Raw genomic sequence first — 21,454 nt, 5'->3', positions numbered from 1 at the left:
TCCTTGAAGTGCGTGAGTGCGTGCTACTTCTTCAGCTGGGCGTACATGGCGTCCAGGTCGGCGGACAGCTGGGACTTGACCCAGCGGGTGGTGTCGTCGGCCAGGACCTCGTGCGCCCCTGCCTCGATGCCGTCGAGTGCGGCCACGGCGATGTCGCGGGGGTCGGCCTTGGGTGCGTCGACGCCCGAGGTCATGTCGGTGTCCACGTAGGCCATGTGGAGCCCGGTCACCGCTATGCCGCGCGGCTGCAGCTCCAGGCGCAGGGAGTTGGTCTGCGACCACAGGGCGGCCTTGGAGGCGCCGTAGGGCGTGCCGTCGGCCAGCCAGGACAGGGCGGAGTGGGCGTTGAGGAGGTGGCCTCCGCCGTTGCGCTCGATGACCGGCACGAAGGCCCGGGTGACCAGCAGCGGCCCGTAGAAGTTGGTCTCCAGATCCCGGCGCACGTCCTCCATCGGGGAGTCGAGGTACGAAGCGCGGACGGATGCGCCGGCGTTGTTGATCAGAATGGTGACGTCCTGGGCCTGCTCGGCGGCCGCCGCCACAGATGCCGGGTCAGTGGCCTCGAGCGCCAGCGGAACGGCATCGGGGTGGGTCACCGTGCGCGGGTCACGGGCCGTGGCGTAGACCTTGCCGGCCCCGCGCGCGTAGAGCTCCTCGACCAGCATCTTGCCGATGCCACGGCTGCCTCCGGTGACGAAGACGCTGGCGCCCTTGATTGCTGTCATGACTACCTCCACGAAGATGAAAACCGATCGGTTTTCACCACCGTAAACCGATCGGTTTCGTCATGCAAGTCGGGTTGAGCACCGGATGACTACGGCACGCGGGGTCGAGGTGGAGTCGGGCGGAGCTCAGGCTTCAGGGGCTGGCCTCGTGTCCATCGGCGAAGTCCGTACTCGCCCGTCGCAGGCCGGTGAAGCCGCGAGCCTGCCAGTGATCGACGTGGCCCGGCTGGGCCCACGGAGTTCAGCGGGGTGACGTGAGGAGTGGCGTGCCGTACGGCTCGGTATCGCCGGCGTGCCCGGCCGCCGTCCCCGGCCGGCCCGGGGTCGGCGGCCAAGGGCGGCCGACTGTCGGCGGCGCTGGGACCGGAACCACCGGCAGGACGATGCGGGAGGGTCGGGCGGGGTCGTGGAAGACCTGCTGCCGGGCCACTCGGGCCGTGGTCGCGCTCTCCTCGGGTTCGCCCGTGTTGAGATTGCGGTCCCAGCGGGGGAAGTTGCTGTAGGTGACCTGGACCCGTATCCGGTGCCCCGCCCGGAAGACGACGCTGGTCGACCACAGGTCCACGACGTGCTCGGCCGCCTCGCCCGGTGTCGCAGCGCGCACCCTTACCATGCCGTCGGCCACATTGCGGGAGACGCCCATCTCATCGACGTCGCACAGGCGTGCCACCCAGTCGGTCGAGGGGCCGTCCGTGGCAGCGAAGAGCACCGCCCGGACCCGGCCGGTCACCTCGACGTCCTCGGTGAGCAGTTCGGTGGTGAAGACCAGGACGTCCTCGCGCGCCTCGACGGCCGCGCCTGGTCGAGCGGCCCGGGACGGAACTCGTCGGTGTTCAGGAGCCCGCCGCCCATGAGGAGCGCGCCGCCGGTGGTCGGCACCGGGTCCATGGGGTCGTAGGTGAACTCCTCGGCCTGCTCGGAGGCGGACGGCGGCTCCTGCGTCAGGCGTCCGTCGGCGCGCAGGTGGAAGTCCGTATCCACGGCCCGCGGCAGGGGCCATTCCGTCTCCTCGCGCCACTGGTTGATGCCCATGACGAACAGCAGCACCGTGCCCGCGTCCGGCTCCACAGCCTCGCCGTCGCCGATCGTGCGCCGGAACCAGTCGAACTGCATGTCGTGCAGGCGTCCGCGCATGCCCATGAAGTCGGAGTTCGCGCCGAACCCGAAGTTGACGTCACCGACCACGTGCCGCAAGTTGGTGTGGGTCCACGGGCCCATGACCAGCGTGGCGGACCGGCCGGCGCGGCGCATGGCGGTGAAGTTGTCGAGCGTGCCTTGGCCGAAGATGTCGAACCAGCCGCCGACCTGGAAGGTGGGCAGATCGACCTCGCCGTGCCGGCCCGCGACAGTGCAGGACGCCGCCCACTCGGGCTCGCGCCGGGAACGCTCGTAGCCCAGCTCGGGCAGGTCGTGCCGGGCGAACGCGGGAAACCGCCCGGCGGGCAGCTTCCCGTAACCGCCGCTCGCCAGGCCGTCGAAATCCTGCACGAGCCCGGTGATGCCGTTCACGAGCCCGTCGAGGTCGGTGGAGTGACGGCGCATCAGGGTGTCGGCACCCTGCAGGAGCGACCAGGGCACGGTGAGGCCGAGCTCGATCGCGCCGCCACGCGTCCACAGCCCGTCGTCCGGGTCGGACCAGGTGATCATCGGATCGATGGCCTTCAGCTCCGGTGGCTTCGACAGCGCCGCCATCCACTGGGTGTTGCCGAAGTAGCTGCCGCCGATCATGCCGACGGAGCCGTTCGAGCCGGGCAGGGCGGCGGCCCACCGTACGGTGTCGCAACCGTCGCTCTCTTGCGGGGTGCTTGAGTGCGGGCAGGCGTCAGCCGGCCAGTTTGTTCATCTTGCGGATCTGCTTGTCGAAGACCTGGGCGGGAGCGACGCGGCGCAGTATGCGCGCGCGTCCGGCCAGGGGGCCGGCGGTGTAGCGCAGCTTCGGTTTGGCGTCGGTCGCTGCCGCGACGATCGCCTTGGCGACGACGGCGGGGGCGTCACCGTCCCTGACCGCCTCCGCCATCACGCGGTCGACGGTGAGCCGCTGCTTCGCGTAGGCGTGCAGGGGGGTGTCGGGCTTCGCGCTGTTGGCCTCGAATCCGGTCCTGGTGTAGGCGGGTTCGACGATGAGCGCCCGGATGTCGTGGTCGCGGACCTCGTGGTCCAGGGACTCGGTGTAGCCCTCGATCGCATGCTTGGAGGCGGCGTAGGCGGCCATGTACGGCTGGGGCATGAACCCGAGTACGGACGAGATGTTGATGATGCGGCCGCGTCCCTGGGCACGCATGTGCGGCAGGACCTCGTTCACCATGCGCATGACCCCGAAGACGTTGGTGTCGAAGACGCCCTGGGCCTGCGCGACGGAGGTTTCCTCGGCCGCACCCATCGAGCCGACGCCGGCGTTGTTGACCAGGACGTCGATCCGCCCGAACCGCTCGCTCACCTCCTGGACCGCTGTGGCGACCGAGGCGTCACTGGCGACGTCGAGCCCGAGGAACGTCACGCCGTCGAGCGGGGTGACGCGTGAGGTGTCGCGGCTTGTGCCGACCACGTTGAATCCGGCTGCGACCAGGGCGAGCGCGGTTTCCTTCCCGATGCCGGATGACGCACCCGTCACGAGTGCCACCGGCCGGTTCATCGTCATCATGGATTCCCGACTCGTTAGAAACTGATCAGTTTCCGACCATAGTAAACCGATCGGTTTCCATGTGCAAGCTAGGGCCAACCCGATCCGGGCCGTGCCACCTCTGCGCGCTGAGGCCGATCGGGCTGCGCGGCGGCTGCGGCGTCTCGCCCAAGGCGGGGCGGAGCACTGTTTGTGGCGCGCGGCAGACAGGAGGCCGTCTCATGGCGGTCGGCCGCCACAAGGGCGGGCCCTGCGGACCGGCGCCCGGTCAGGTGCCTTGCCGGCGGACGCAAACCGACCGGCGCCTGCCACAATGGCGGCATGGCCAGGATCAGTGCGCAAGAGAGGCGCGAAAGCGTCGTCCGCGCAGCGATCGCCGAGTTCGCGCTCAAGGGCTACTACGGCACTTCCACCGAGGTGATCGCCAAACGCGTCGGCGTCACGCAGCCGTACCTCTTCCGACTCTTCCCGGGCAAGAAGGCGATCTTCGTCGCCGCGTTGGTGCGGAGCATGGAAGACACCCGCCTGGCTTTCGAGCGGGCGGCCGACGGGGCGGAGGGCGGCGAGCAGACCCTGCATGCCATGACGGACGCGTACGCGCGGCTCATCTCGGCGCGCCCCGAAACGCTCCTGATGCAGATGCAGGGATACGCCGTCGTCGCGGCCGCTGAGGCGGAGGGCGATGACCAGACGGGCGAGCTCGTCCGGACCGGCTGGATGAGACTGTGGGAAACCGTGCACCTGTCGCTGGGTGCCGACGTCCGCGAGACCGCAAGCTTCTTTGCCTGCGGCATGCTCGGCAACACGCTTACGGCCATCGGGCTTTCCTCCGATCACCGGGAGGCAAGGGCGTGAGGCCGTGGGCGCTGCTCCGGCTGCCGGAGACTGGCATCAACCCGAAAGAGCGCTTCGGCCTCCGAGCCTGCTCGAACCCGGGGCGCGTCAGCGCATGTCTGCCGCATCGAGCAGGGTGACCACGGTGGGTGCGATGAGCCCGGTCAGGTTGTCGGCCTGGATTCCCGCGCGGGCGCTGGCGCCGTCGAAGACCAGGATGAGCTGCCGGGCCAGCAGGTCGGGGTTGCTCGCCCCGCCCTGTTCGGCCTCGGAACGGAAAAAGGCCGTCAGGTTCGCTTTGATCTGGTGGGCCACCCGGCTCGCGGGGTGGGTCTGATCCTTGAGCTCGATCTGCACAGCCAGGTACCGGCAGCCTTGGAAGTCGGGCGCACCCGCCTGCGACTCCACCCGCTCGAAGACGTACAGGATCCGCTCGCGGGGTGAGCGGCCATCGTCCGCCGCCGGCAGGAGACCGGCCGCGAAGGCAGCGGCACGCTCCTCCAGGCTCGCCGCCAGCAGTTCGTCCTTGCTCTCGAACAGCTGGTACATGGAGCGCTTCGACACCCCCGCCGCCTTGCACAGCGCCTCGACGCCGATGCCGACGCCGTCGCGGTAGGTGAGCGTGGCCGCTGCCTCCAGCAGCCGCTCCCGGGGGCTTTGCTTCACTTTGGTGGTCATACCGCGAGGTTAACTCGAATCGGACGAAAAAGAAACCGATCGGTTTACATAGGGTGCCGGGAAGACGCCCGCCGCCGCGCGGCCGCCTGAAGGCCGCTCAGAGGCTCGGCGACGATCTCGGGGGAGAGACCGTCGCCGAGCCCTGATGGTGCACGCGCCTCTCGTCCCCACAGGGGGCGACGCACACCGGGGCCACTCCGAGTAATGGCCCCGTCTTGGGTGAGCCGCCTCCGCTACGCCGGGGCAGCGGTCTTCTCGGGCTCCGTCTCGACGGGGATACGGTGGAGCCCCTTGCGGTCGTACCAGCTGGTCATGCCGAAGCCGAAGAGGGCGGCTGCCACGAGGCCGACGGCCATCATGACCCAGCCCCGGGTCAGGCCGGCGTCGGCCTGGGCGTCGTAATAGAGGATCGAGCGGATGCCGCCGGTGATCTGCCGCAGCGGTTCGAACTCCGCCAGGAAGCGGTAGAAACCGGGCAACGCCTGAAGCGGCGTGGTGGCGTTGGCCGTCGGCACCGCCATCCCGATGAAGACCAGCGTGACCACCAGCATGCCGGGCGTGCCGAAGACGGCGAGCAGGGTCAGCGCACCGATCCCGGAGACCGCGATGGCGCACACCGAGTAGAGCCACAGCAGTGGCAGATGGGCGGCGTGCATTCCCATGAGGCCGACCGCGCCCGCCATGACCAGGCTCCCCATCAGCAGGGACAGCCCGGCCATGAGAGTGCTGCTGATGGCGAGGGTCTGCGCCCGGGTCGCCCGGATCAGCGGGCGGTGCAGGCGCAGCGGGCCCATGTCGTTGTGGGTGTAGCCGAGGGCGTGGTCCACCTGGCCGCTGATGACGTTGGCGGAGAGCATGCCGCACACCACCAGGACGAGCGCGTAGTAGAACGCCGTCAGGCCCAGGCCGCTGTGCGAGTCGAGGGGATGGCCGTCCTCGACGGTGACGGCGGCCGGGTCGGCCAGCAGGACGCGTGCCGCGGCGGGCAGCTTCGCCTCCCCCGTTCCGCCCTGGGACGTGAGCTCCTTGCCCACCTGGAGCGAGGCGCTTTCGGCAGCCTGCGTCGTCGCGGTCCGGGCCAGACTGGAGCCCACACTGCCGGCGGACTGGTTGGTCAGCACCGTCAGTGTCGGACGGGTCGGGGCCCCGGTGGTCGCGGCGCTGGTGAGTGCGGTGGTGGCGGAGGTGAAGTCGGCGGGGACGACGAGCGCGCCGTACAGCTTGCCCTTGCCGAGTTCCTTCTTCATCTCCTTCTCGTCCATCACCTTCCAGTCGATCTTGTCCCCGCTCGCGGTGGACTTCTTGATCGACTCGGTGATCCGAGCCCCGAGGTTGACCTGCTTGCCACCGACAGCGGCCCCCTTGTCGGCGTTGACCAGGCCGACGGGCAGATTCTTCATGTGATCGACGGGATCGATATTGGCCCCGACATAGAACACGGTGAACAGCAGCGCGAGAACGCCCGTGATGACGCCATTGGCGATCCATAGGGGTTTGGCACGCAGGACGCGGAACGGGTGAATCCCACTCATGACTTACTCCGGTCTCGGACAACACACTCATATTCGGAGAGGGACGGACAGCTTCATTGCGGTCCGGCGACCCTCGGAACGTTCAATCCCGGCACACACGGCCGTCGACGCGGAACCGGAGATGCAGCACCCCGCCGGGACTCCGACTGATGAAACCGGTCGGTTTCAAGCCCATCGTAAACCGATCAGTTTACAATTTCCAAGTCGAGGTGCTGGCCCATATCCCAGCAGCGCCAGGAAGCCGCGTGCCGGCGCCATCCCTGTCATCGGGTCGGTGCGAGCCGCGAGTGGAGTGGTTCGCTTCCGGTCGCGCAAGCCCTCCAGGTCCGCCGCGCCGAACGCGGCCATCGGGGCCGCCCGCCCGGCAGTCGCCGTTACCGGCTCCCGGTGACCTGCCGGCTCCAGATGATGGCCTCGATCTGCCTGGGTGCGGATGAAGCCGATACCGTGCTCTACCGGCTCGATCGACACCGACTCCCTGCGGAGCTGGAAGTTCACGGCCAGGTCTCCGGTGGCGGGCCTGTGTGATGTCGTGATCAATCTTGCCGATCCGGATCTGCCTGGGAGGCGAAGCCGGTAGCAAGGCGATCGTGACGCGCAGGCAACTCACCGACAAGCAGGAGCAGTTGACCGAGCCGTTCCTGCCGATGGGCGAGCACGGTCCGTACCCTGAACGGCTGCGTGAGCAGGTCGAGGGGGGATCTGGCGGTTCCGCACCAGCAGTCGGTGGCGGGAAATGCCGGGCCGGTTCGGCCCATGGCCGACGGTCTACCGGGAGGCGGGGACTGGAAACTGAGCGGCGGCCACCGCGCAAGCGCCTGCCCCGGCTCAGGAGGGTGTGCGCGTTGGCGCCAGCTCGGCTGTTACGGCGTCGGCTACAGCATCCCTCACCTGCTCCTCCGTGGGCGTGGGCCGGCCGAGTTCGGCAGCGAGTTGAGCCAACGAGGTCATCCGGACACCGGGCAGGGCGCAGGCCGTGAACGTGGTGTAGACGTCGAGGTCCGGGTCGACGTTGAGCGCGAATCCGTGGCTGGTCACGCCTCCGCTGATGCGCATGCCGATGGAGGCGATTTTGCGGTGGCCGGGGGTCCATACGCCGACCAGGCTCTCGGCGCCTCGGGGTGTGTCCCGGCGTATCGCCTCGAACCCGAGTGATCCCAGCGCACGGATCAGGGCGTGTTCGATCCGTCGTATCAAGCCGCGCGGTCCTAGCTCGCGTACGTTCAGCACGAGATACCCGATCAGCTGCCCTGGCCCGTGATAGGTGGCGTGACCTCCCCGGTCGACTTCGACCAGGCTGATCGGTGAAGCCGGTTCTGGCAGTTGGTCGGCCGGTGTCCGCGCCGTGTAGGTGATCACGGGAGGGTGGGTGAGCAGAAACAGCCGATCCCCAGTACGCCCCTGCTTCCGCTCGGCCACCCAACCGGCCATGTCGGCCTGCGCCACCTCATACGGCACCTCACCCAGATCGACGCGCTCCATCTCCCCTGGCTGCATTGCCTCTCCCGTGTCTTCGAGGCGACGTCGCCTCGAGCCGCGCCTGCAAACTCCTGGTCTGGTGTCGCCGATGAGCAAACTGTGCATCGTTGGGGCTCGGCGTGCAGTCAGGTCAGGTGTCGTCACCCATGACCACGACCAACCACAGCCGCTTGCGGCTGGCTTCAGCGTGGCGTTCCGTACCCGTGGATCCCCGGGATGGAGAGTTTTCCGCCTGTCTGTCCGGCCTGGTCAATGTCGGCGTCGTCCAGGCCGAGTTGGAGCTTGAGGTCAAGCTTCCCGACCGTGTCGTAGAGCCACTCCGGAATGGTGTCCGGGGTGAGGTGCAGGCGGAGGACGGGCGGTACGGGAACGCCTTCGACTCCGGAGAGGGTGCCCGTCAGGCTTTCGACGTACATGGTGATGCCGTCGCCTCGCAGCGTGGACGTCGAGCCGGGCGCCCCGTCGATGTGCTGGATCTGCGGGCCGACGGGTACGGCCATCTTCAGGTCACGGATCGTGACGCTCCCCGCGGAGAACTTGAGCACCCGCTTGGGTCCGGCGGCCGTGTCCACGGTCACCACGCCGCCGAAGACGAGGTCATGCAGTTCGAGGCGGCTCCCCTTCATGTTCCATGCCTCGGCGGAGAATCGGCCGGCCTCATGTTCCTCGGGGGCCTTGAGATCACTGATGTCGCAGGTTCGGGAGGTTCCACCGGTGGACTCCGGTCGGGGCGACGGCTCGACGGCCCGGTGGCTGGGAGCAGGTGATACAGGCGTGGTGGACAGCCGGGGCTCGGGCGGTGCTCCGGACTCTGGCCTCGAAGTTGCCGATCTTGGTGAAGGGCTCGCGTGGAGTGAGGGGCTCGCGTCGGGTGACGGGCTTTGCTGCTCGGCGTCGTCGTGGAAGAGGGGATCGAGGATGTCCGCGAGGCTCGTTGTGGCGGAGGTTGCGCTGGGCGAGGGGGTGGGAGTGGCGGTCGGTGCTGGGGTCGGGCCCGCTCCCTCGTCGTCCGCGTGCGACGGCGGCTTGACGGGCTTCCCGCTCGGGTGAGCGCCGACCGTGCGGGGATCAGCGGACGGGGTGGGGTGTGCGGGAGCGTTCGTCGCAGAGGTTGAGGTGTCGTCGGGGCGGGCGCAGTCGACACCGCTGGTTCCGGGCGTGCCTGACCCCTCTTCGGAAACGGAGAGCGCCGCGGTGGCGCTCGTGTCCGCGGACTCGGGAAGGCGTTGATTTCCCAGGATGAGGGCGGTCGGCAGCGCGGTCAGCGCGAGAGCCTTCCCGAGCGGCAGGCGCAGGCGCGTCAGCGCTGACGCGCGGGGAACGGCGTGCCGGCCTCTCGACTGCCGGGCGGAGCGGGGTTCTGCGGCCTCGCCGCGGGCGTCGGGTGACGGGTCATTCATGTGCCGGACCTCCTTCGGAGCCGGCGGCGCCTGACGGCTCCTGGGTGCCGCCGCCGGACAGGTCCGCCGGGTGCCCGTCCACCGGACCCCACGCCAGGGCCAGGAGCCCGCCCGTGGCCGCGAACAGCGTGCCGACGAGGAATCCGCCGAAGTTGGAGATGGGGAGCGACAGCACACCGAGGAAGACGGCGACGCAGCCGGCGAAGAACCTGATGACCGGCTGGAACCAGAGAAGTCCGCCAAGGACGATCAGCGTCAGGCCGATGACCAGGGATCCTGCCCCCGCGGTGGTGGACATCGCCACGGACAGGGCGCCCAGGGAGAGGTTGAAGTACGGGAAGTAGATGATGGGCGCGGCAGCGAGGAGTACCAGCAGGCCCGCCCAGAAGGGGCGGGTGCGCCGCCAGGCCCGGAAGTCCCGGCGAGCGCGGGCGAAGCCGCCGTCACTGTGGGGGTGCGCGGGTGCGCCTGCACTCGTCATGTGGCAGCTCCCAAGTCGTGAGCGAGTCATGGTGTCCGTGAGGGGGTGGGGACGCCGGTGCCCCGGACCGTCGCCGGTATCGCTTCCACGCACTGGAGACGACGGGGCCGGGCGAGGTCAGAAGCAGTCGTGGCGGCCGGCCGCGATGTTCATGTGCAGGCCCGCGAGTTCGAACGTTCCCGCAGTCGTGGCCCAGACCTTCTGGTGGGCATCGATGATCTCGACCGCGTCCGCCTGCTGGGCGTAGCCGTCGGGATCGACGTGGTCCTTCGGGTTGACCTGAGCCTTGGTCATGGAACCGGTGGCGACGCCGATGTCGACGTTCGTGAAGGTGCCCTTCTTGGCCTGGAGGTCGGTCATGTCGATGTACAGGTCCTTGGCCTTGACCGGCGTACCCGACCCGCCGGCCTTGAGCGACATCGTGTAGGTCCCGAGGACGGGAATGTCCACCGGGACGGACTGGCACATGTCGGTGACCGTCGCGTTCTTGATGGACGAGACGGAGACGGGCACGTGCTTGCCGTTCTTGGCGACGTCCACCGTGGCGTAGTTGCCGAATCCGGTGCCGCTCAACTTGCCGGCCGAGACCTGGAAGTCGGAACCGGAGATGCTGAACGAAGCGGCCAACGCGCCCTGGGCCATGGAGACGGCGACAGCCGCGGTGGCGGCCACCGTCGGCACCGCACCGATGGCGAAGCGCTTCCAGTGGGTCTTGCCGATTCGCTGAGACATGGGGTGGTCCTCCGTTGTCGAGGCGTACGAGACGACCGGACCCAGGACTGACTGCCCCGGGCCCGGGGCGGGGGAAGAACTACGGCCGGGTGCGGCCGCGGCGATGCAGGCGGCTTCCGCAGGAGCATGTTGTCCACGCGCACGGGAGAAGCGGGCACACCGAAGAGGCACTCGATAGTGTTACTACCGAGTACCTGATAGTGGCACTATCGAGATCGCGAGGGCAACCCCTCGTAACGCGATACTGGTGGGACAGTTGAGCGTGAGGGAGCGCATGAGGATTTCAGAGCTCGGCCGGCGGTCCGGGGTGCCGGTGGCGACCATCAAGTACTACCGACGGGAAGGGCTGCTTCCCGAGGGACGCGCGCTGAACCCGACGGCGGTCGAGTACGGCGAGGAGCACATCCAGCGGCTCCGTCTGATCCGTTCTCTCATCCAGCTCGGCGGGCTGTCTGTCGCGCGTACCCGTGAAGTGCTCGATGCGGTGGACCGTCCACTGGATGCGTTCGAGACCCTGGGCGTCGTCCACCATGCGCTGCCCGTGCCCTCCGCGGACAAGAACGCGAAGGGCGCGAAGGACGACGACGGGCCGGACAGCGCTGTCGACGAAGCCGTGTCGGGCGAAGGAGCCGCAGCGAGCGTCGAGGCTCTCATCGGGACCATGGGCTGGCAGATCTCCGATGCGTCGCCGCACCGCCCGGCGCTCGCCGAGAGTCTCGCGGCGCTGAGCCGCCTCGGCACCGACTACACGGCCGACGACCTCATCCCCTACGCACGGCTCGCCACCTCCACCGCGGACTTGGACTTCGCGCAGTTCGACGGGATCGAGGACCGCATCGCCCTCGCGGAGCGAGCGGTGGTCCTCACCGTGCTCTTCGAGCCGGTCGTCCGGCTGCTACGGCGCCTGGCCCAGGAGGACGCGAACCACCGTCGCCATGATCGCCGTACATGCGGGCGGGGCGAGCATCCGGAGGAGTGAGTCCCCAGCAGTGCACCGCCGACACCCCCCGCTCGCGACGGCAGCGAGGGCCGAAGTGCCCCGGGTGAAGGCACTTCGGCCTCTCGGGAGGGTTCAGCCCGTGGCGACGGGGACCCGCTCGTCGGTGTCCTCCGGCACGTCGGTCTCCTTGATGCCGAACCGGTCGTAGAAGCGGGCGAGCGGGCCCGGAGCCCACCAGGCCGCCCTGCCCAGCAGCCTCATGACGGCCGTTCCCAGCAGGACGCGCACCACCAGCACGTCCACCAGGACCGCGAACACCATGCCGACGCCGAACAGCTTGATGGTCAGCACATCGCTCATCCCGATCGCCGCGAGCGGCACGCACATCAGCACCGCCGCGCTCACGACCAGGCGGCCGATGGACTGCAGCCCGGTCGCCACGGCTTCCGTGCTGTCGCCCTGCTTGTCGTACTGCTCCCGCATCCGGGACACCAGGAACACCTCGTAGTCCATGGAGAGCCCGAAGATCAGCGCGAACAGCATGATCGGCATGTTGGGCTCGATGTTGCCCGTCGGATCGAAGCCGAGCAGGTTGTGCAGATGGCCGTCCTGGAAGATCCAGACCAGGACGCCGAAGGTCGCGGACAGCGACAGCATGTTCATCGCGATCGCCTTCAACGGCAGCAGCACCGAGCCGAACGCGAGGAACAGCAGAAGGTACGTCATCACCGCGATGTAGAGCAGCATCCACGGCAGGGTCTCGCCCAGTGCGTCCAGGGTGTCGTCGTACACCGCCGACTCGCCGCCGAAGTACGCCCGGGCGCCCGGCGGTTCGGGGACGTCCTTGAGCCGGTTCACCAGGTCGCGCGCGTGGGTCGAGATGGGATTGCCGTCGTAGGTGACCGACACCCGGGCCGTGGTGCCCTGCACGCCGCTGATCCGGGCGCTCGTGGCGCCCTCGGTGGCACCGAGCCGCTCGGCGTACGCCTTCAGCGCCGCGCCCTGCTCCTTCGAGGTCCCGTCGGACTTCAGCACGAGCAGCGAGTCGATGGACTTCACCGCGTCGCCGTCGAAGTCGTGCTCCATGGCGTTGAAGACCTGGCGGCCCTCGGAGCTGCTCGGCAGCTGCTGCGCGTTGATGGAACCGAACTCGATCTTGGAGAACGGCAGGGCGAGCGTCAGCAGCAGGCCCACCGCGCCCACCACCACGACCCACCGCCGCCGCATCAGGCCGTGCCCGAACCGGTACCAGGCACCCTCGCCCGCCGCCGTCGGCCGCCCTGCCTTCTTGCGGCGCAGCGGGAAGGCATTGACCTTCGGTCCCATCACGGCGAGCAGTGCGGGCAGCGCGACCAGTGAGAAGAGCACCGCCAGCAGGACCGCTGCCACACCGCCGTACGACATCGACTTCAGGAACGTCGACGGGAAGAGGGTCAGGCCGGCCAGCGCCGCCGCGACTGTGGTGCCGGAAACCATCACGGTGCGCCCGGCCGTGGCGAGGGTGCGCCCGATCGCCGCTTCGCCGGTGTAGCCGGCCGCCAGTTCCTCGCGGTAACGGCTCACGATCAGCAGGCCGTAGTCGATGGCGACCGCGAGACCCAGGATCGTGACCAGGCTCATGGAGAACACGGACACATCGGTGATGTTCGCGATGGTCCGCAGGACGGCCATCGAACCGAGGATGGAGAGCACGCCGACAAGCAGCGGGAGGAAGGCCGCGGTCAGACCGCCGAACACGACCAGCAGGAGCAGGAAGAGCACGGGGGCCGAGATGATTTCCGCGGTTCTCAGGTCATGTTCGATCTTCTCACTCGCCTGGTGGCCGGTGGGCACCGTGCCGCCTTGCAACGTCTGAAGGCCGGGTGCCGGGATCTTGTCCTTGACGGCCTTGTACGCGTCCTCCTTGGCCTTCTCGCTGCTGCCGTGCAGGTTCAGGGCGACGTAGGTGGCGTGCCGGTCGTGGCTGACCTGCGCCGACATCTTGGTCGTCCAGAAGTCCAGGTAGCCGGTCACCTCCGACTTCGGCAGGGACTCCAACTGCTTGACGACCGCCTGCTGGAAGGACGGGTCGTCGACGGTGCGGTCCTTGTCGCGGTAGACGATCACCGCGTCAGGTGTCCGCTGCGGGAACGCCTTCTCGGCGATGTGGGCCGCGCGCACGCTGTCCGAGCCGGGGTCCTGGAAGCCGAGCGGTGTCAGGGAGCCGAAGACTCCGGCACCGTAGGCCCCGGACAGGACGGCGAACAGCATGGCCAGTATCAGCACCGGCTTTCGCCTGCGGTGCAGCAGACGCCCAAACCCCTCAAACATGACTTCTCCTAGATCGTTAGCCAGCGCCGGGCAGGACCATCTGAAAGTCGGCGCCGAACGAACCGTAACAGTGTTTTTATTGCTCGATGCAACGCTGCTGCACACCTCTCATTCGGAGAGGGGTCGAGGTCCTCTGCTCTGACCTGCTGGTATGCAAGAGAAGCTCGTTCGGAAGCGGCGGGTCCTGACGCGGGGCGGAGCGGACGACAACAAGCCAAAGCGATACCGAGAAGCATTCGTAACGGCGTTGCAATACGATGGCGCCATGGCCAGGCTCAAGACACATGACGAAGCACTCCGGCTCCGGCTCCTGCACCGCGCGGCCGCCACGGTCTTCGACCGCGGCACGGCCGCGCTGAGCCTGCGACAGCTCGCTGCGGACGTGAAGACCTCGACCACGGCGGTCTACTCGCTGTTCGGCAACAAGGCGGGCCTGCTCAGGAACCTGTACGAGGAGGCCGCGCGGCTCTTCGCCGCACGCCTGGCAGCCATCCGTCCGACGGACGACCCGGCCGGCGACGTGATCCGACTTGGGCTCGTCTATCGCGAATACGCCATCGCCAACCCGCATCTCTACGCAATCCTCTTCTCCGACCGCAGCGTCCAGTGCCCGTCCGAGTCGGAGTCGGAGAAGCCGCGTGAGGCCATCGAGACCTACCGGCCCCTCGTCGACGCCGTGCGGCGCGGACAGCAGGCAGGGCAGTTCAGTTCGGAGTCCGACCCGGAGGTCATCGCGCTGTCGGTCTGGGGAACGGCCCATGGCCTGGTGTCCCTGGTGCTGTCGGGGAACGAGCCGCCCGGGCTCGCGGTCGCCGACTGCTATGAGCGGGCACTGGGGGTATTGGTAGCGGGGTGGCGAGAGAGCGAGGGGAAGGTTCAGGGGTTCGCGGACGTGCCGTGAGCCAGGAGCCGGTACCGCTCCGGGCCTGAACGTACGGTTCAGCGAGACTCTTTCGGTCGCGTCCCGCGAGGTGGTACATGAGTCCCCGCTGCCCTGGCCGGTCTATCCGACCGGGGCCCGTTCCGAGATGATCAGTTCTGAAATGATCAGTTGAAGTACGGCAGCGGGTGAACCCAGGCCGGTCGGATCCTGTGGGACACCGGACGGACTCGGCGGGCTGCGGGCGGTCACGTACCGCTGTGCCGCAGACTGGCTTCGATCGCTTGACCGACCAGGGGTGGATTTCATGGCTGACCGGGCTTTGACTCTGATGGCAGTGCACGCCCACCCGGACGACGAAGCTACGGGAACAGGGGGTGTCCTGGCGCGTTATGCGGCGGAGGGCATCCGCACGGTGCTCGTCACGTGCACCGACGGTAGCTGCGGTGACGGTCCGGGGGGCACCAAGCCGGGCGACCCCGGGCATGATCCAGCTGCCGTTGCCGTGATGCGTCGAGGCGAACTCGAAGCCAGCTGTGACGTCCTCGGGGTCGACCGTCTTGAGCTACTCGGGTATGCCGACTCCGGGATGATGGGCTGGCCGGCCAACACCGCGCCCGGATCGTTCTGGAGTACGCCCGTGGATGAGGCAGCCGCTCGGCTGGCCGAACTGATGCTGCGTTATGAGCCTGATGTCGTCGTGACCTACGACGAGAACGGGTTCTACGGCCACCCCGATCACATCCAGGCGAATCGGATCACGATGGCAGCGCTGTCGCTGACCGGGATGGCGTCGAAGGTGTACTGGACGACGGCGCCGCGCTCGATGATGAAGGAGTTCGGGCAGATCATGCAGGAGTTCGGCGCGGACTGGGAGGAGCCGGGTCCGTCCGAGGCCGGAGAGGGGCCCGAAATCGGCCTGCCCGACGAGGAGATCACCACGTGGGTGGACACCACCGACTTCGGCGGCCAGAAGTTCGACGCGCTGGCCGCGCATGCCAGCCAGGGTGAGAACATCTTCTTCCTGCGGATGGGCAAGGAGAGGTTCACGCAGCTCATGGGAGTGGAGACGTTCGTCCGGGTCCACGACACCACCGGCGCGCCCCTGCCCGAGAACGACCTCTTCGCCGGCCTGCGCTGAGCTCCAGTCGGCGGCCGTCCCTCGGACACACGGAGAACCGCAGCCTGCACACGCTGCGGCCCGAGCCGGTTCTCCCAGGAGGACGACTCCTGGCCGCACCCCGGCAAGGTCACCGACCTCTTCGAGCGGCTCGCCGCCGCCTCCGGTCTCCCGCCCGTCCGGCCGCACGACCTCCGGCACGGCGCGGCCACCTTCATGCTCGCCGCCGACGCCGTCGGAGCCTCCTTCAAGGCGGACGACGCGCGTGCTGTCCTCGTTGAAGGCCAGTCCCCTCGGCGCCAGCCACACCGCGAGCTGCTGCTTGACCTGTCGGGCCTGTTCCTCGCTGACGCACAAGGCCACCAGATCGTCGGCATAACGGATCACCACGGGGGTGCCCGGCTTCAACCTACCGGCGTGCCTCATCCCATCAGGGAGGTACCGGCCCCCGGCGGCTTCATCCAGCCCATGCAGGGAGACGTTCAACAACGTCGAGCTGATAACCCCGCCTTGTGGAGCCCTCGCCTCGGTCGGTGCGAGCTGTTCACGCTCGACCACGCCCGGCTTCAGCCACTGCTTGAGCTGTTCCCTCGGGGATGTGCCGAGCTGACGGAGAAGATGCCCATGGTCGATGCGGTCGAACACCCCTGCCAGGTCCGCGTCGAGACTCCACCGGCGGTGCGGTTTCTTGCCCCCGACCGTATTGAAGATCGCCTCGATGGCGTCATGACAGCCACGGCCGGGCCGAAAGCCGTACGACTTCGACTCGAACCGTGCCTCCGACTCGGGTGCCAGCGCGTTGAGGGCCGCGCCCGGAGGGCCCTCTCGCCACCGAACTGCTCGAGAATCTCCCCCTGAGATCCGATCCGCCCAACCGTACGCGCCGTCGAGTTGTACGGGGACGATGGTCTGACCGATACCGACCGCATCACCGCGCACTACACCGGCAAGCCCTGCCCCGCCCGGGTCCGCGCCCGGGGCAGCGCCCGGGTCGAGGTCGCCCGCTGCACGGCTGGGGTGCGCACTGATCCATCGACCAGGCGGCCGCCTGACGCGGGCCGGCGAGGTCACACGAGCCTGACCGGCCCGGCGTCGATCGGCAGGCGGACCAGGAGATAGGGCTTGCGGCGCAGGTCCTTGCCCTCGTGGAAGGGCGACAGCCGGTCGAGCTGGTTGGCGATGGCGTACAGGTGCCGGTCCGAGGCGACGGACAGGGTGTCGACCCAGAGCAGATCGCGTCCCTGGGCGAGGGTCCGGTAGGTGCCGTTCGGGCTCCTGCGCCAGATCGCGTTGTGTTCCAGGTCGCCGCCGTAGAGCCGCCCCTTGTCGTCGCTCTCCAGGCCGTCGGCCATCGGCTTGAACCCGAGGTCCTCGACCGTTGCCGCCACCTCGGCGTCCGTGGCGTCCGGGTCGGCGAGGGCGTCGGTGGACACGCTGTGCAGTCGGCGGCTGGACAGCGGGCAGTAGTAGAGGCGCGTGCCGTCGGCGCTGAGAGCGATGCCGTCGGAGCCGGTCTCGTAGTACGTGGGCTCGCCGCCCGCGGGGCGGACCATGAAGGGCTCGCCCTCGATGACCGGAAGGAACTGCTCGTCCGCGAGCACCGAGGGGTGCCCGGCCAGTCGCCGCCAGGAGCGGCCCGTGGCGAGGTCGACCACGATCACGCCGTTCAAGCCGCCCGAGTCGGTGATGAAGGCCATGCCCTCGGCGCCGCGCCGCAGGTCGAAGCGCACGTCGTTGGGGTAGCTGTTCGCCGGCACCACCTCGGGCGGGAAGAGGATCTTCCGTACGATCCGGTCGGTGCGCAGGTCGACCGCCACCAGCTTCGGACCGCCGTAGGAGGACCCGGCGAACAGCGGGCTTCCGGTGTCGAGGATCCACAGCCGCTCGGCCGGGTCGACGACGACGCTCTGCACCGACTGGAAATGCCCGGCCAGGTCGGAGGAGTCCTCGCGGTTCACCTCGGCGTCGGGGTAGGCCACCGGCTTCCCGCCCCGCAGTTCGGCGACGGTGAACGGGACGTCGTCGCCCCAGCGGGGAAAGTTGACGAAGACCCGGCCGCGGCGCGAGACGGTGACACCCGTCGGCATCGCGCCCCAGAAGCGGGCAACGACCTCGTAGTGACCGGCTGTTGAACGGGAGGGGGAGGCGGAGGCGTAGGCGGGTCCGGCGAGTTGGGTGGCGGCCAGCGACGCGGTGGTCGCCGTAAGGAACGTACGTCGTTTCATGCGAGCGTCTCCTGGTGGGTCAAGTCGCTGGGAAGCGCGGCGAGTTGCCGCATCGCCCCGGCATGTGGGGGACCGGCCGGACGCTGCCGTGGCCGGTGGAGGACACCGCCTCCAGCAGCCGCTCTCGGGGAGTCGGTTTCGCCCGCGTGGTCATGGCGAGCCGAAGCTCACCTGGACGGCAAGTACCACCTGCGTTCCTGCGACCCGAAGCTGTCCGCCGAGGACATCGCCTGCGGCTACCGCCAACTCCTGGAAGGGGAACGGGGCCAAACGCCCAGTGGACCTGGTGCTCTCAGCTCCGCCGGGCTGCCGGCCGGGTCAGCGGGACCACCCGGCGGTCCCCGAAGGTGACCATCGCGTGCACGGGCGCGGCGCTGGCGCGCATGAGCGCCGCGACGCCCCGGCGGCCCTGCCGGCGGGCGAGCTCCGACCCCGCGCTGATCATCAGGGCGGTGAGGGCCGGCATCGGACGCCCGAAGAGCGTGATCTCCTTGATGCGTGCCTCGTCGTCGAGCCGGAGCAGTTGCGCCTCCTCGAACGGCTGGGATCCCACCCGAGCCCGGTAGAACAGCGAGTACGCGTCGCCCTCGCCGGTCTGGGTGTGGAAGCGGATGTCCTGAACGGCCGTGAACGCCGAGGTCAGGAAGGAGCGCAGCTGGTCAGGTCCCTCGAAACGGAACTGGTCGGTGAGCGGCGAGCTGAGCACGACGTCCTGGCTCAGGCAGGCGGCCGCGGCGTCGACGTCACCGCGTTCTGAGGCGGCGCGCCAGCTCGCGACGGTAGCCGCGGCGGAGTGCGGGGTCTCGGACATGGGTCTCTCCCGGTATCAACGGCGCGAGGGGATTGGCGGGTTGCAGGTGGCGGGTTGCAGGTGTCAGCCGGCCAGCTTGTTCATCGTGCGGATCTGCTTGTCCAAGACCCAGGCGGGAACGAAGCGGAGTAGGCGCGCGCGTCCGGCCATGGGGCCGGCGGCGTAGCGCAGTTTCGGCTTCGCGTCGGTCGCCGCCGTGACGATCGCCTTGGCGACCACGGCGGGGTCGTCGCCGTCCTTGATCGCCTCCGTCATCAGGCGGTCGAAGACGTGCCGCTGGTTCGCGTAGGGCTGCAGGGGCGTGTCGGGCTTCGCGCTGTTGGCCTCGAATCCGGTCCTGGTGTAGGCGGGTTCGACGAGAAGCGACCGGACGCCGTATTCCCGGACCTCGTGGTCCAGGGACTGGGAGTAGCCCTCGATCGCGTGCTTGGACGCGCCGTAGACGGCCATGTAGGGAGCGGGGATGAACCCCTGCACCGACGAGAGGTTGATGATGCGCCCGCGTCCCTGGGCACGCATGTGCGGCAGGACCTCCTTCACCATGCGCATGACCCCGAAGACGTTGATGTCGAAGACGCCCTGGGCCTGCGCGACGGAGGTTTCCTCGGCCGCGCCTATCGAGCCGATGCCGGCGTTGTTGACCAGGACGTCGATCCGCCCGAACCGGTCGATCACCTGCTGGACCACGGCGGTGACCGACTTGTCACTGACCACGTCGAGGTCGAAGAACGTCACACCCTGGAGCGGGGCGACGCGTGAGGTATCGCGGCCTGTGCCGGCCACCTCGAAACCCGCCGCGACCAGCGCGAGCGCGGTCTGCTTGCCGATGCCGGAGGACGCGCCCGTCACGAGGGCCACCGGTCGTTTTGTCGTCATCATGCACTCCCGAACTCGCCTGGGAAACCGATCGGTTTCCCCTTGCCCTCACTGTAAACCGATCGGTTTCCACTGCGCAAGCTCAAGAACGGAACTGATCTCGGGCCGCGTCACCGGCCCACTTCAGGTTGAGCTGACCGGCGCCCGCCGGCAGGGCGGCACGCGCCGGATGAGCAGGCAGGAGAGACGCGACAGCGTCATCCCCCCGCCGCGATCGCGAGTTCGCGCTCAAGGGCTGCTACGGCACCTCTGCCGAGGCGATTGCCAAGCGTGCCGGTGTCACGCAGCCGTACCTCTTCCGACCCTTCCCGGGCGAGAAGGCGATCGTCGCCGCCGCCTTGACGCGGAGCACGGAAGAACGCCCGCCTGGCGTTCGAGAGGTGGCCAAGGATGAGCGGCACGAGTGGGCCTCCCGTGCCATGAGCAGCTCAATGGCGATCGGATACATGCGGCCGATCTCGGCACACCCCGAAACGCTCCAGATGCAGATGCAGGGATACGCCGTCGCGGCAGCCACCAGGCGGTAGAAGCCCTCAGCGGCGTCCGGTGAGACGGGCACGAGCCCGATGCCGCCGACGATGATCACTGACGGGGTGCAGTACTCGATTGTGGCGAATGCGTCCACCGCACGAATACGGACAGTGACTGCGGTCGAGAGACGCCGGCACTTGGCGGGCCTGGGCATTTGCGGGCGCCCAGCAATAGCGGCAGGGTCCGTCCGGCGCGGGCCGGGCCCCCGGGCGCGGGACAGTGCGGGGGCGCAGGCGGTGGGTGATCCCTCATCGTTCAGCAGCTCCCGCGACGTAACAGTGCCGTCATGGTTCGCGGCCCCTCAGCCCGATCGCCCCCCGTCGCTTCCGGATGGATGATGGGTATGGAACCCGTCCGACAGCCGGCAGGTGCGCCGCACCTGCGTTCATTGCGCAATGTTTCCCGTCGGCCTGCCTGATCGAACCAGGGCCGCCGAGTGCGCCGGGCCGTTGAGCAGGGGGTGTGGGCTGCCGTCCGGTGCAGAAGCTCCTGAGGAATCCGGGCCCGCGGGATCAGGGCTGATCGCTGATGGCTCGGTAGGCCGCGGTGAACAGGGTGTAGCACAGGTCGATCAGTTCTTCGACGGTGGCGTTCTGGTGGCCGAGGGTCCAGTCCACGAGGAGTTCGTTGACTCCGCCGACCAGGCTCATCGCGGTCATGGTGAGCCGGTTGGAGGAGGCTTCCGGGCCAGGGAGCGGTCCGACGACGGCGGCGACCATCGCGGCGAATTCATGCAGGACCTCACGGCGACGCACTTCGAGGCGGGGGCTGGCGCCCACGACCTCGATGAGCACCAGGCGGGCCTTGCGGGCGTCGCCGGCCAGTGTGCGGATGAAGACCTCGAGGCCGGCGCGCAGCTGGGCGTCGATATCGGGTGCGGCGGCGGCTGCGGCCTGCGCGGTTTCGGCGCTGATCGTAGTGATCAGCTCGTTGTAGACCCCGGCGAGAAGGTCTTCGCGGTCGCGGAACGACTCGTAGAAGTAGCGCTCGGTCAGTCCGGCATGTGAGCACACCTGCTTGACGGAGGCCGAGGCGTATCCGACCGTGCCGAACAGGTCGAGGCCCGCCTGGATGAGGCGGGTGCGGCGCTCCTGCTGGCGTTGCGCCGCGTCGCGTCCGCCGTAGCGCCGCCCGGCGGTCTGTGTGCCGGTCATTTTTCCCCTTCGCAGAGGTGTTGACACCGGTGTGCTCCGAACTGACACTCTAGCTTGTCAGTTCATCTGACATGGCGTCGTGTCAGAAATGCGTGGGGGCCGCTTGCCGCTCGGCGGTCCGCTCGT

At 68.6% G+C, this 21,454-nt stretch carries 20 protein-coding genes and 4 pseudogenes; 7 read left to right on the top strand and 17 right to left on the bottom strand.

Annotated features, from left to right (window positions below):
• Positions 1–23 precede the first annotated feature (23 nt).
• From OIC96_RS08955 to OIC96_RS08940, 4 genes and pseudogenes are all read right to left on the bottom strand, one after another.
• A complete protein-coding gene (locus tag OIC96_RS08955; RefSeq protein WP_330308391.1) occupies positions 24–725 on the bottom strand; it encodes an SDR family oxidoreductase in 702 nt (233 codons plus the stop codon).
• A gap of 241 nt (positions 726–966) precedes the next feature.
• Positions 967–1,725, bottom strand: a complete 759-nt coding sequence (locus tag OIC96_RS08950; RefSeq protein WP_330308392.1) for a CocE/NonD family hydrolase — start codon at positions 1,723–1,725, stop codon at positions 967–969.
• A pseudogene (locus tag OIC96_RS08945) lies at positions 1,623–2,480 on the bottom strand (CocE/NonD family hydrolase); the annotation flags it as partial. The pseudogene OIC96_RS08945 and the gene OIC96_RS08950, both read right to left, overlap by 103 nt.
• A gap of 67 nt (positions 2,481–2,547) precedes the next feature.
• Complete coding sequence (locus tag OIC96_RS08940; protein ID WP_330310345.1) at positions 2,548–3,363, bottom strand: oxidoreductase; 816 nt, start codon at positions 3,361–3,363, stop codon at positions 2,548–2,550.
• A 303-nt stretch (positions 3,364–3,666) separates the two neighbouring features.
• Between OIC96_RS08940 and OIC96_RS08935 the strand changes: the two genes are divergently transcribed.
• Positions 3,667–4,200 (top strand): TetR/AcrR family transcriptional regulator, encoded by a 534-nt coding sequence (locus tag OIC96_RS08935; RefSeq protein ID WP_330308393.1) that lies wholly within the window; start codon positions 3,667–3,669, stop codon positions 4,198–4,200.
• A gap of 87 nt (positions 4,201–4,287) precedes the next feature.
• Here OIC96_RS08935 and OIC96_RS08930 read toward each other — a convergent pair whose 3' ends face one another.
• From OIC96_RS08930 to OIC96_RS08920, 3 genes are all read right to left on the bottom strand, one after another.
• On the bottom strand, positions 4,288–4,857 hold the full coding sequence (locus OIC96_RS08930; protein WP_330308394.1) for a TetR/AcrR family transcriptional regulator: 570 nt from the start codon (positions 4,855–4,857) through the stop codon (positions 4,288–4,290).
• A 233-nt stretch (positions 4,858–5,090) separates the two neighbouring features.
• Entirely contained in the window at positions 5,091–6,389 is a 1,299-nt protein-coding gene (locus OIC96_RS08925) for an SNG1 family protein (RefSeq protein WP_330308395.1), read from the bottom strand.
• Positions 6,390–6,554: 165 nt separating this feature from the next.
• Positions 6,555–6,887: a hypothetical protein gene (locus OIC96_RS08920; RefSeq protein ID WP_330308396.1), complete on the bottom strand. Its 333-nt coding sequence runs from the start codon at positions 6,885–6,887 to the stop codon at positions 6,555–6,557.
• Between the two features lie 92 nt (positions 6,888–6,979).
• Here OIC96_RS08920 and OIC96_RS49850 point away from each other — a divergent pair.
• Positions 6,980–7,161: pseudogene (locus tag OIC96_RS49850) on the top strand (transposase); the annotation flags it as partial.
• A gap of 56 nt (positions 7,162–7,217) precedes the next feature.
• Here OIC96_RS49850 and lipB read toward each other — a convergent pair.
• From lipB to OIC96_RS08900, 4 genes are all read right to left on the bottom strand, one after another.
• Complete coding sequence (gene lipB / locus OIC96_RS08915) at positions 7,218–7,886, bottom strand: lipoyl(octanoyl) transferase LipB (RefSeq protein WP_330308397.1); 669 nt, start codon at positions 7,884–7,886, stop codon at positions 7,218–7,220.
• A gap of 164 nt (positions 7,887–8,050) precedes the next feature.
• Entirely contained in the window at positions 8,051–8,494 is a 444-nt protein-coding gene (locus tag OIC96_RS08910) for a hypothetical protein (protein ID WP_330308398.1), read from the bottom strand.
• Positions 8,495–9,260: 766 nt separating this feature from the next.
• Positions 9,261–9,749, bottom strand: coding sequence for a DUF6114 domain-containing protein (locus OIC96_RS08905; RefSeq protein ID WP_330308399.1), 489 nt, complete (start codon positions 9,747–9,749; stop codon positions 9,261–9,263).
• Between the two features lie 117 nt (positions 9,750–9,866).
• On the bottom strand, positions 9,867–10,481 hold the full coding sequence (locus OIC96_RS08900; RefSeq protein WP_330308400.1) for a DUF6230 family protein: 615 nt from the start codon (positions 10,479–10,481) through the stop codon (positions 9,867–9,869).
• 274 nt (positions 10,482–10,755) lie between these two features.
• Here OIC96_RS08900 and OIC96_RS08895 point away from each other — a divergent pair, with 274 nt between their 5' ends.
• Entirely contained in the window at positions 10,756–11,460 is a 705-nt protein-coding gene (locus tag OIC96_RS08895) for a MerR family transcriptional regulator (RefSeq protein WP_330308401.1), read from the top strand.
• Positions 11,461–11,553: 93 nt separating this feature from the next.
• Here the strand turns inward: OIC96_RS08895 and OIC96_RS08890 are convergent, their stop codons facing one another.
• On the bottom strand, positions 11,554–13,731 hold the full coding sequence (locus OIC96_RS08890; RefSeq protein ID WP_330308402.1) for an MMPL family transporter: 2,178 nt from the start codon (positions 13,729–13,731) through the stop codon (positions 11,554–11,556).
• A 265-nt stretch (positions 13,732–13,996) separates the two neighbouring features.
• Here OIC96_RS08890 and OIC96_RS08885 point away from each other — a divergent pair, with 265 nt between their 5' ends.
• From OIC96_RS08885 to OIC96_RS49845, 3 genes and pseudogenes are all read left to right on the top strand, one after another.
• A complete protein-coding gene (locus tag OIC96_RS08885) occupies positions 13,997–14,632 on the top strand; it encodes a TetR/AcrR family transcriptional regulator (RefSeq protein WP_330308403.1) in 636 nt (211 codons plus the stop codon).
• A gap of 286 nt (positions 14,633–14,918) precedes the next feature.
• Positions 14,919–15,752 (top strand): PIG-L family deacetylase, encoded by an 834-nt coding sequence (locus OIC96_RS08880; RefSeq protein WP_330308404.1) that lies wholly within the window; start codon positions 14,919–14,921, stop codon positions 15,750–15,752.
• Between the two features lie 69 nt (positions 15,753–15,821).
• Positions 15,822–15,959: pseudogene (locus OIC96_RS49845) on the top strand (tyrosine-type recombinase/integrase); the annotation flags it as partial.
• Positions 15,960–15,998: 39 nt separating this feature from the next.
• Here the strand turns inward: OIC96_RS49845 and OIC96_RS08875 are convergent.
• The 4 genes and pseudogenes from OIC96_RS08875 to OIC96_RS08860 all read right to left on the bottom strand — a co-directional run.
• A pseudogene (locus tag OIC96_RS08875) lies at positions 15,999–16,670 on the bottom strand (reverse transcriptase/maturase family protein); the annotation flags it as partial.
• 128 nt (positions 16,671–16,798) lie between these two features.
• Positions 16,799–17,956 carry an L-dopachrome tautomerase-related protein gene (locus OIC96_RS08870; RefSeq protein ID WP_330308405.1) on the bottom strand — a complete coding sequence of 386 codons (1,158 nt, stop codon included), beginning with the start codon at positions 17,954–17,956 and terminating at the stop codon, positions 16,799–16,801.
• 292 nt (positions 17,957–18,248) lie between these two features.
• The gene (locus OIC96_RS08865; RefSeq protein ID WP_330308406.1) at positions 18,249–18,767 is read right to left on the bottom strand and encodes a nuclear transport factor 2 family protein; all 519 of its coding nucleotides are present in this window, start codon (positions 18,765–18,767) and stop codon (positions 18,249–18,251) included.
• Positions 18,768–18,830: 63 nt separating this feature from the next.
• Positions 18,831–19,643 (bottom strand): oxidoreductase, encoded by an 813-nt coding sequence (locus tag OIC96_RS08860; RefSeq protein ID WP_330308407.1) that lies wholly within the window; start codon positions 19,641–19,643, stop codon positions 18,831–18,833.
• Positions 19,644–19,903: 260 nt separating this feature from the next.
• Here OIC96_RS08860 and OIC96_RS08855 point away from each other — a divergent pair, with 260 nt between their 5' ends.
• Positions 19,904–20,170 carry a hypothetical protein gene (locus OIC96_RS08855; RefSeq protein ID WP_330310346.1) on the top strand — a complete coding sequence of 89 codons (267 nt, stop codon included), beginning with the start codon at positions 19,904–19,906 and terminating at the stop codon, positions 20,168–20,170.
• A gap of 516 nt (positions 20,171–20,686) precedes the next feature.
• On the opposite strand, the gene OIC96_RS08850 is transcribed toward OIC96_RS08855, so the two are convergent.
• Positions 20,687–21,328, bottom strand: a complete 642-nt coding sequence (locus tag OIC96_RS08850; protein ID WP_330308408.1) for a TetR/AcrR family transcriptional regulator — start codon at positions 21,326–21,328, stop codon at positions 20,687–20,689.
• Positions 21,329–21,454 lie beyond the last annotated feature (126 nt).

The sequence above is a fragment of the Streptomyces sp. NBC_00775 genome (assembly GCF_036347135.1).
GTDB lineage: Bacteria > Actinomycetota > Actinomycetes > Streptomycetales > Streptomycetaceae > Streptomyces > Streptomyces lutosisoli.
The sequence above is the reverse complement of the archived record's forward strand: the minus strand, read 5'-3'. Positions and strand labels throughout refer to the sequence as shown.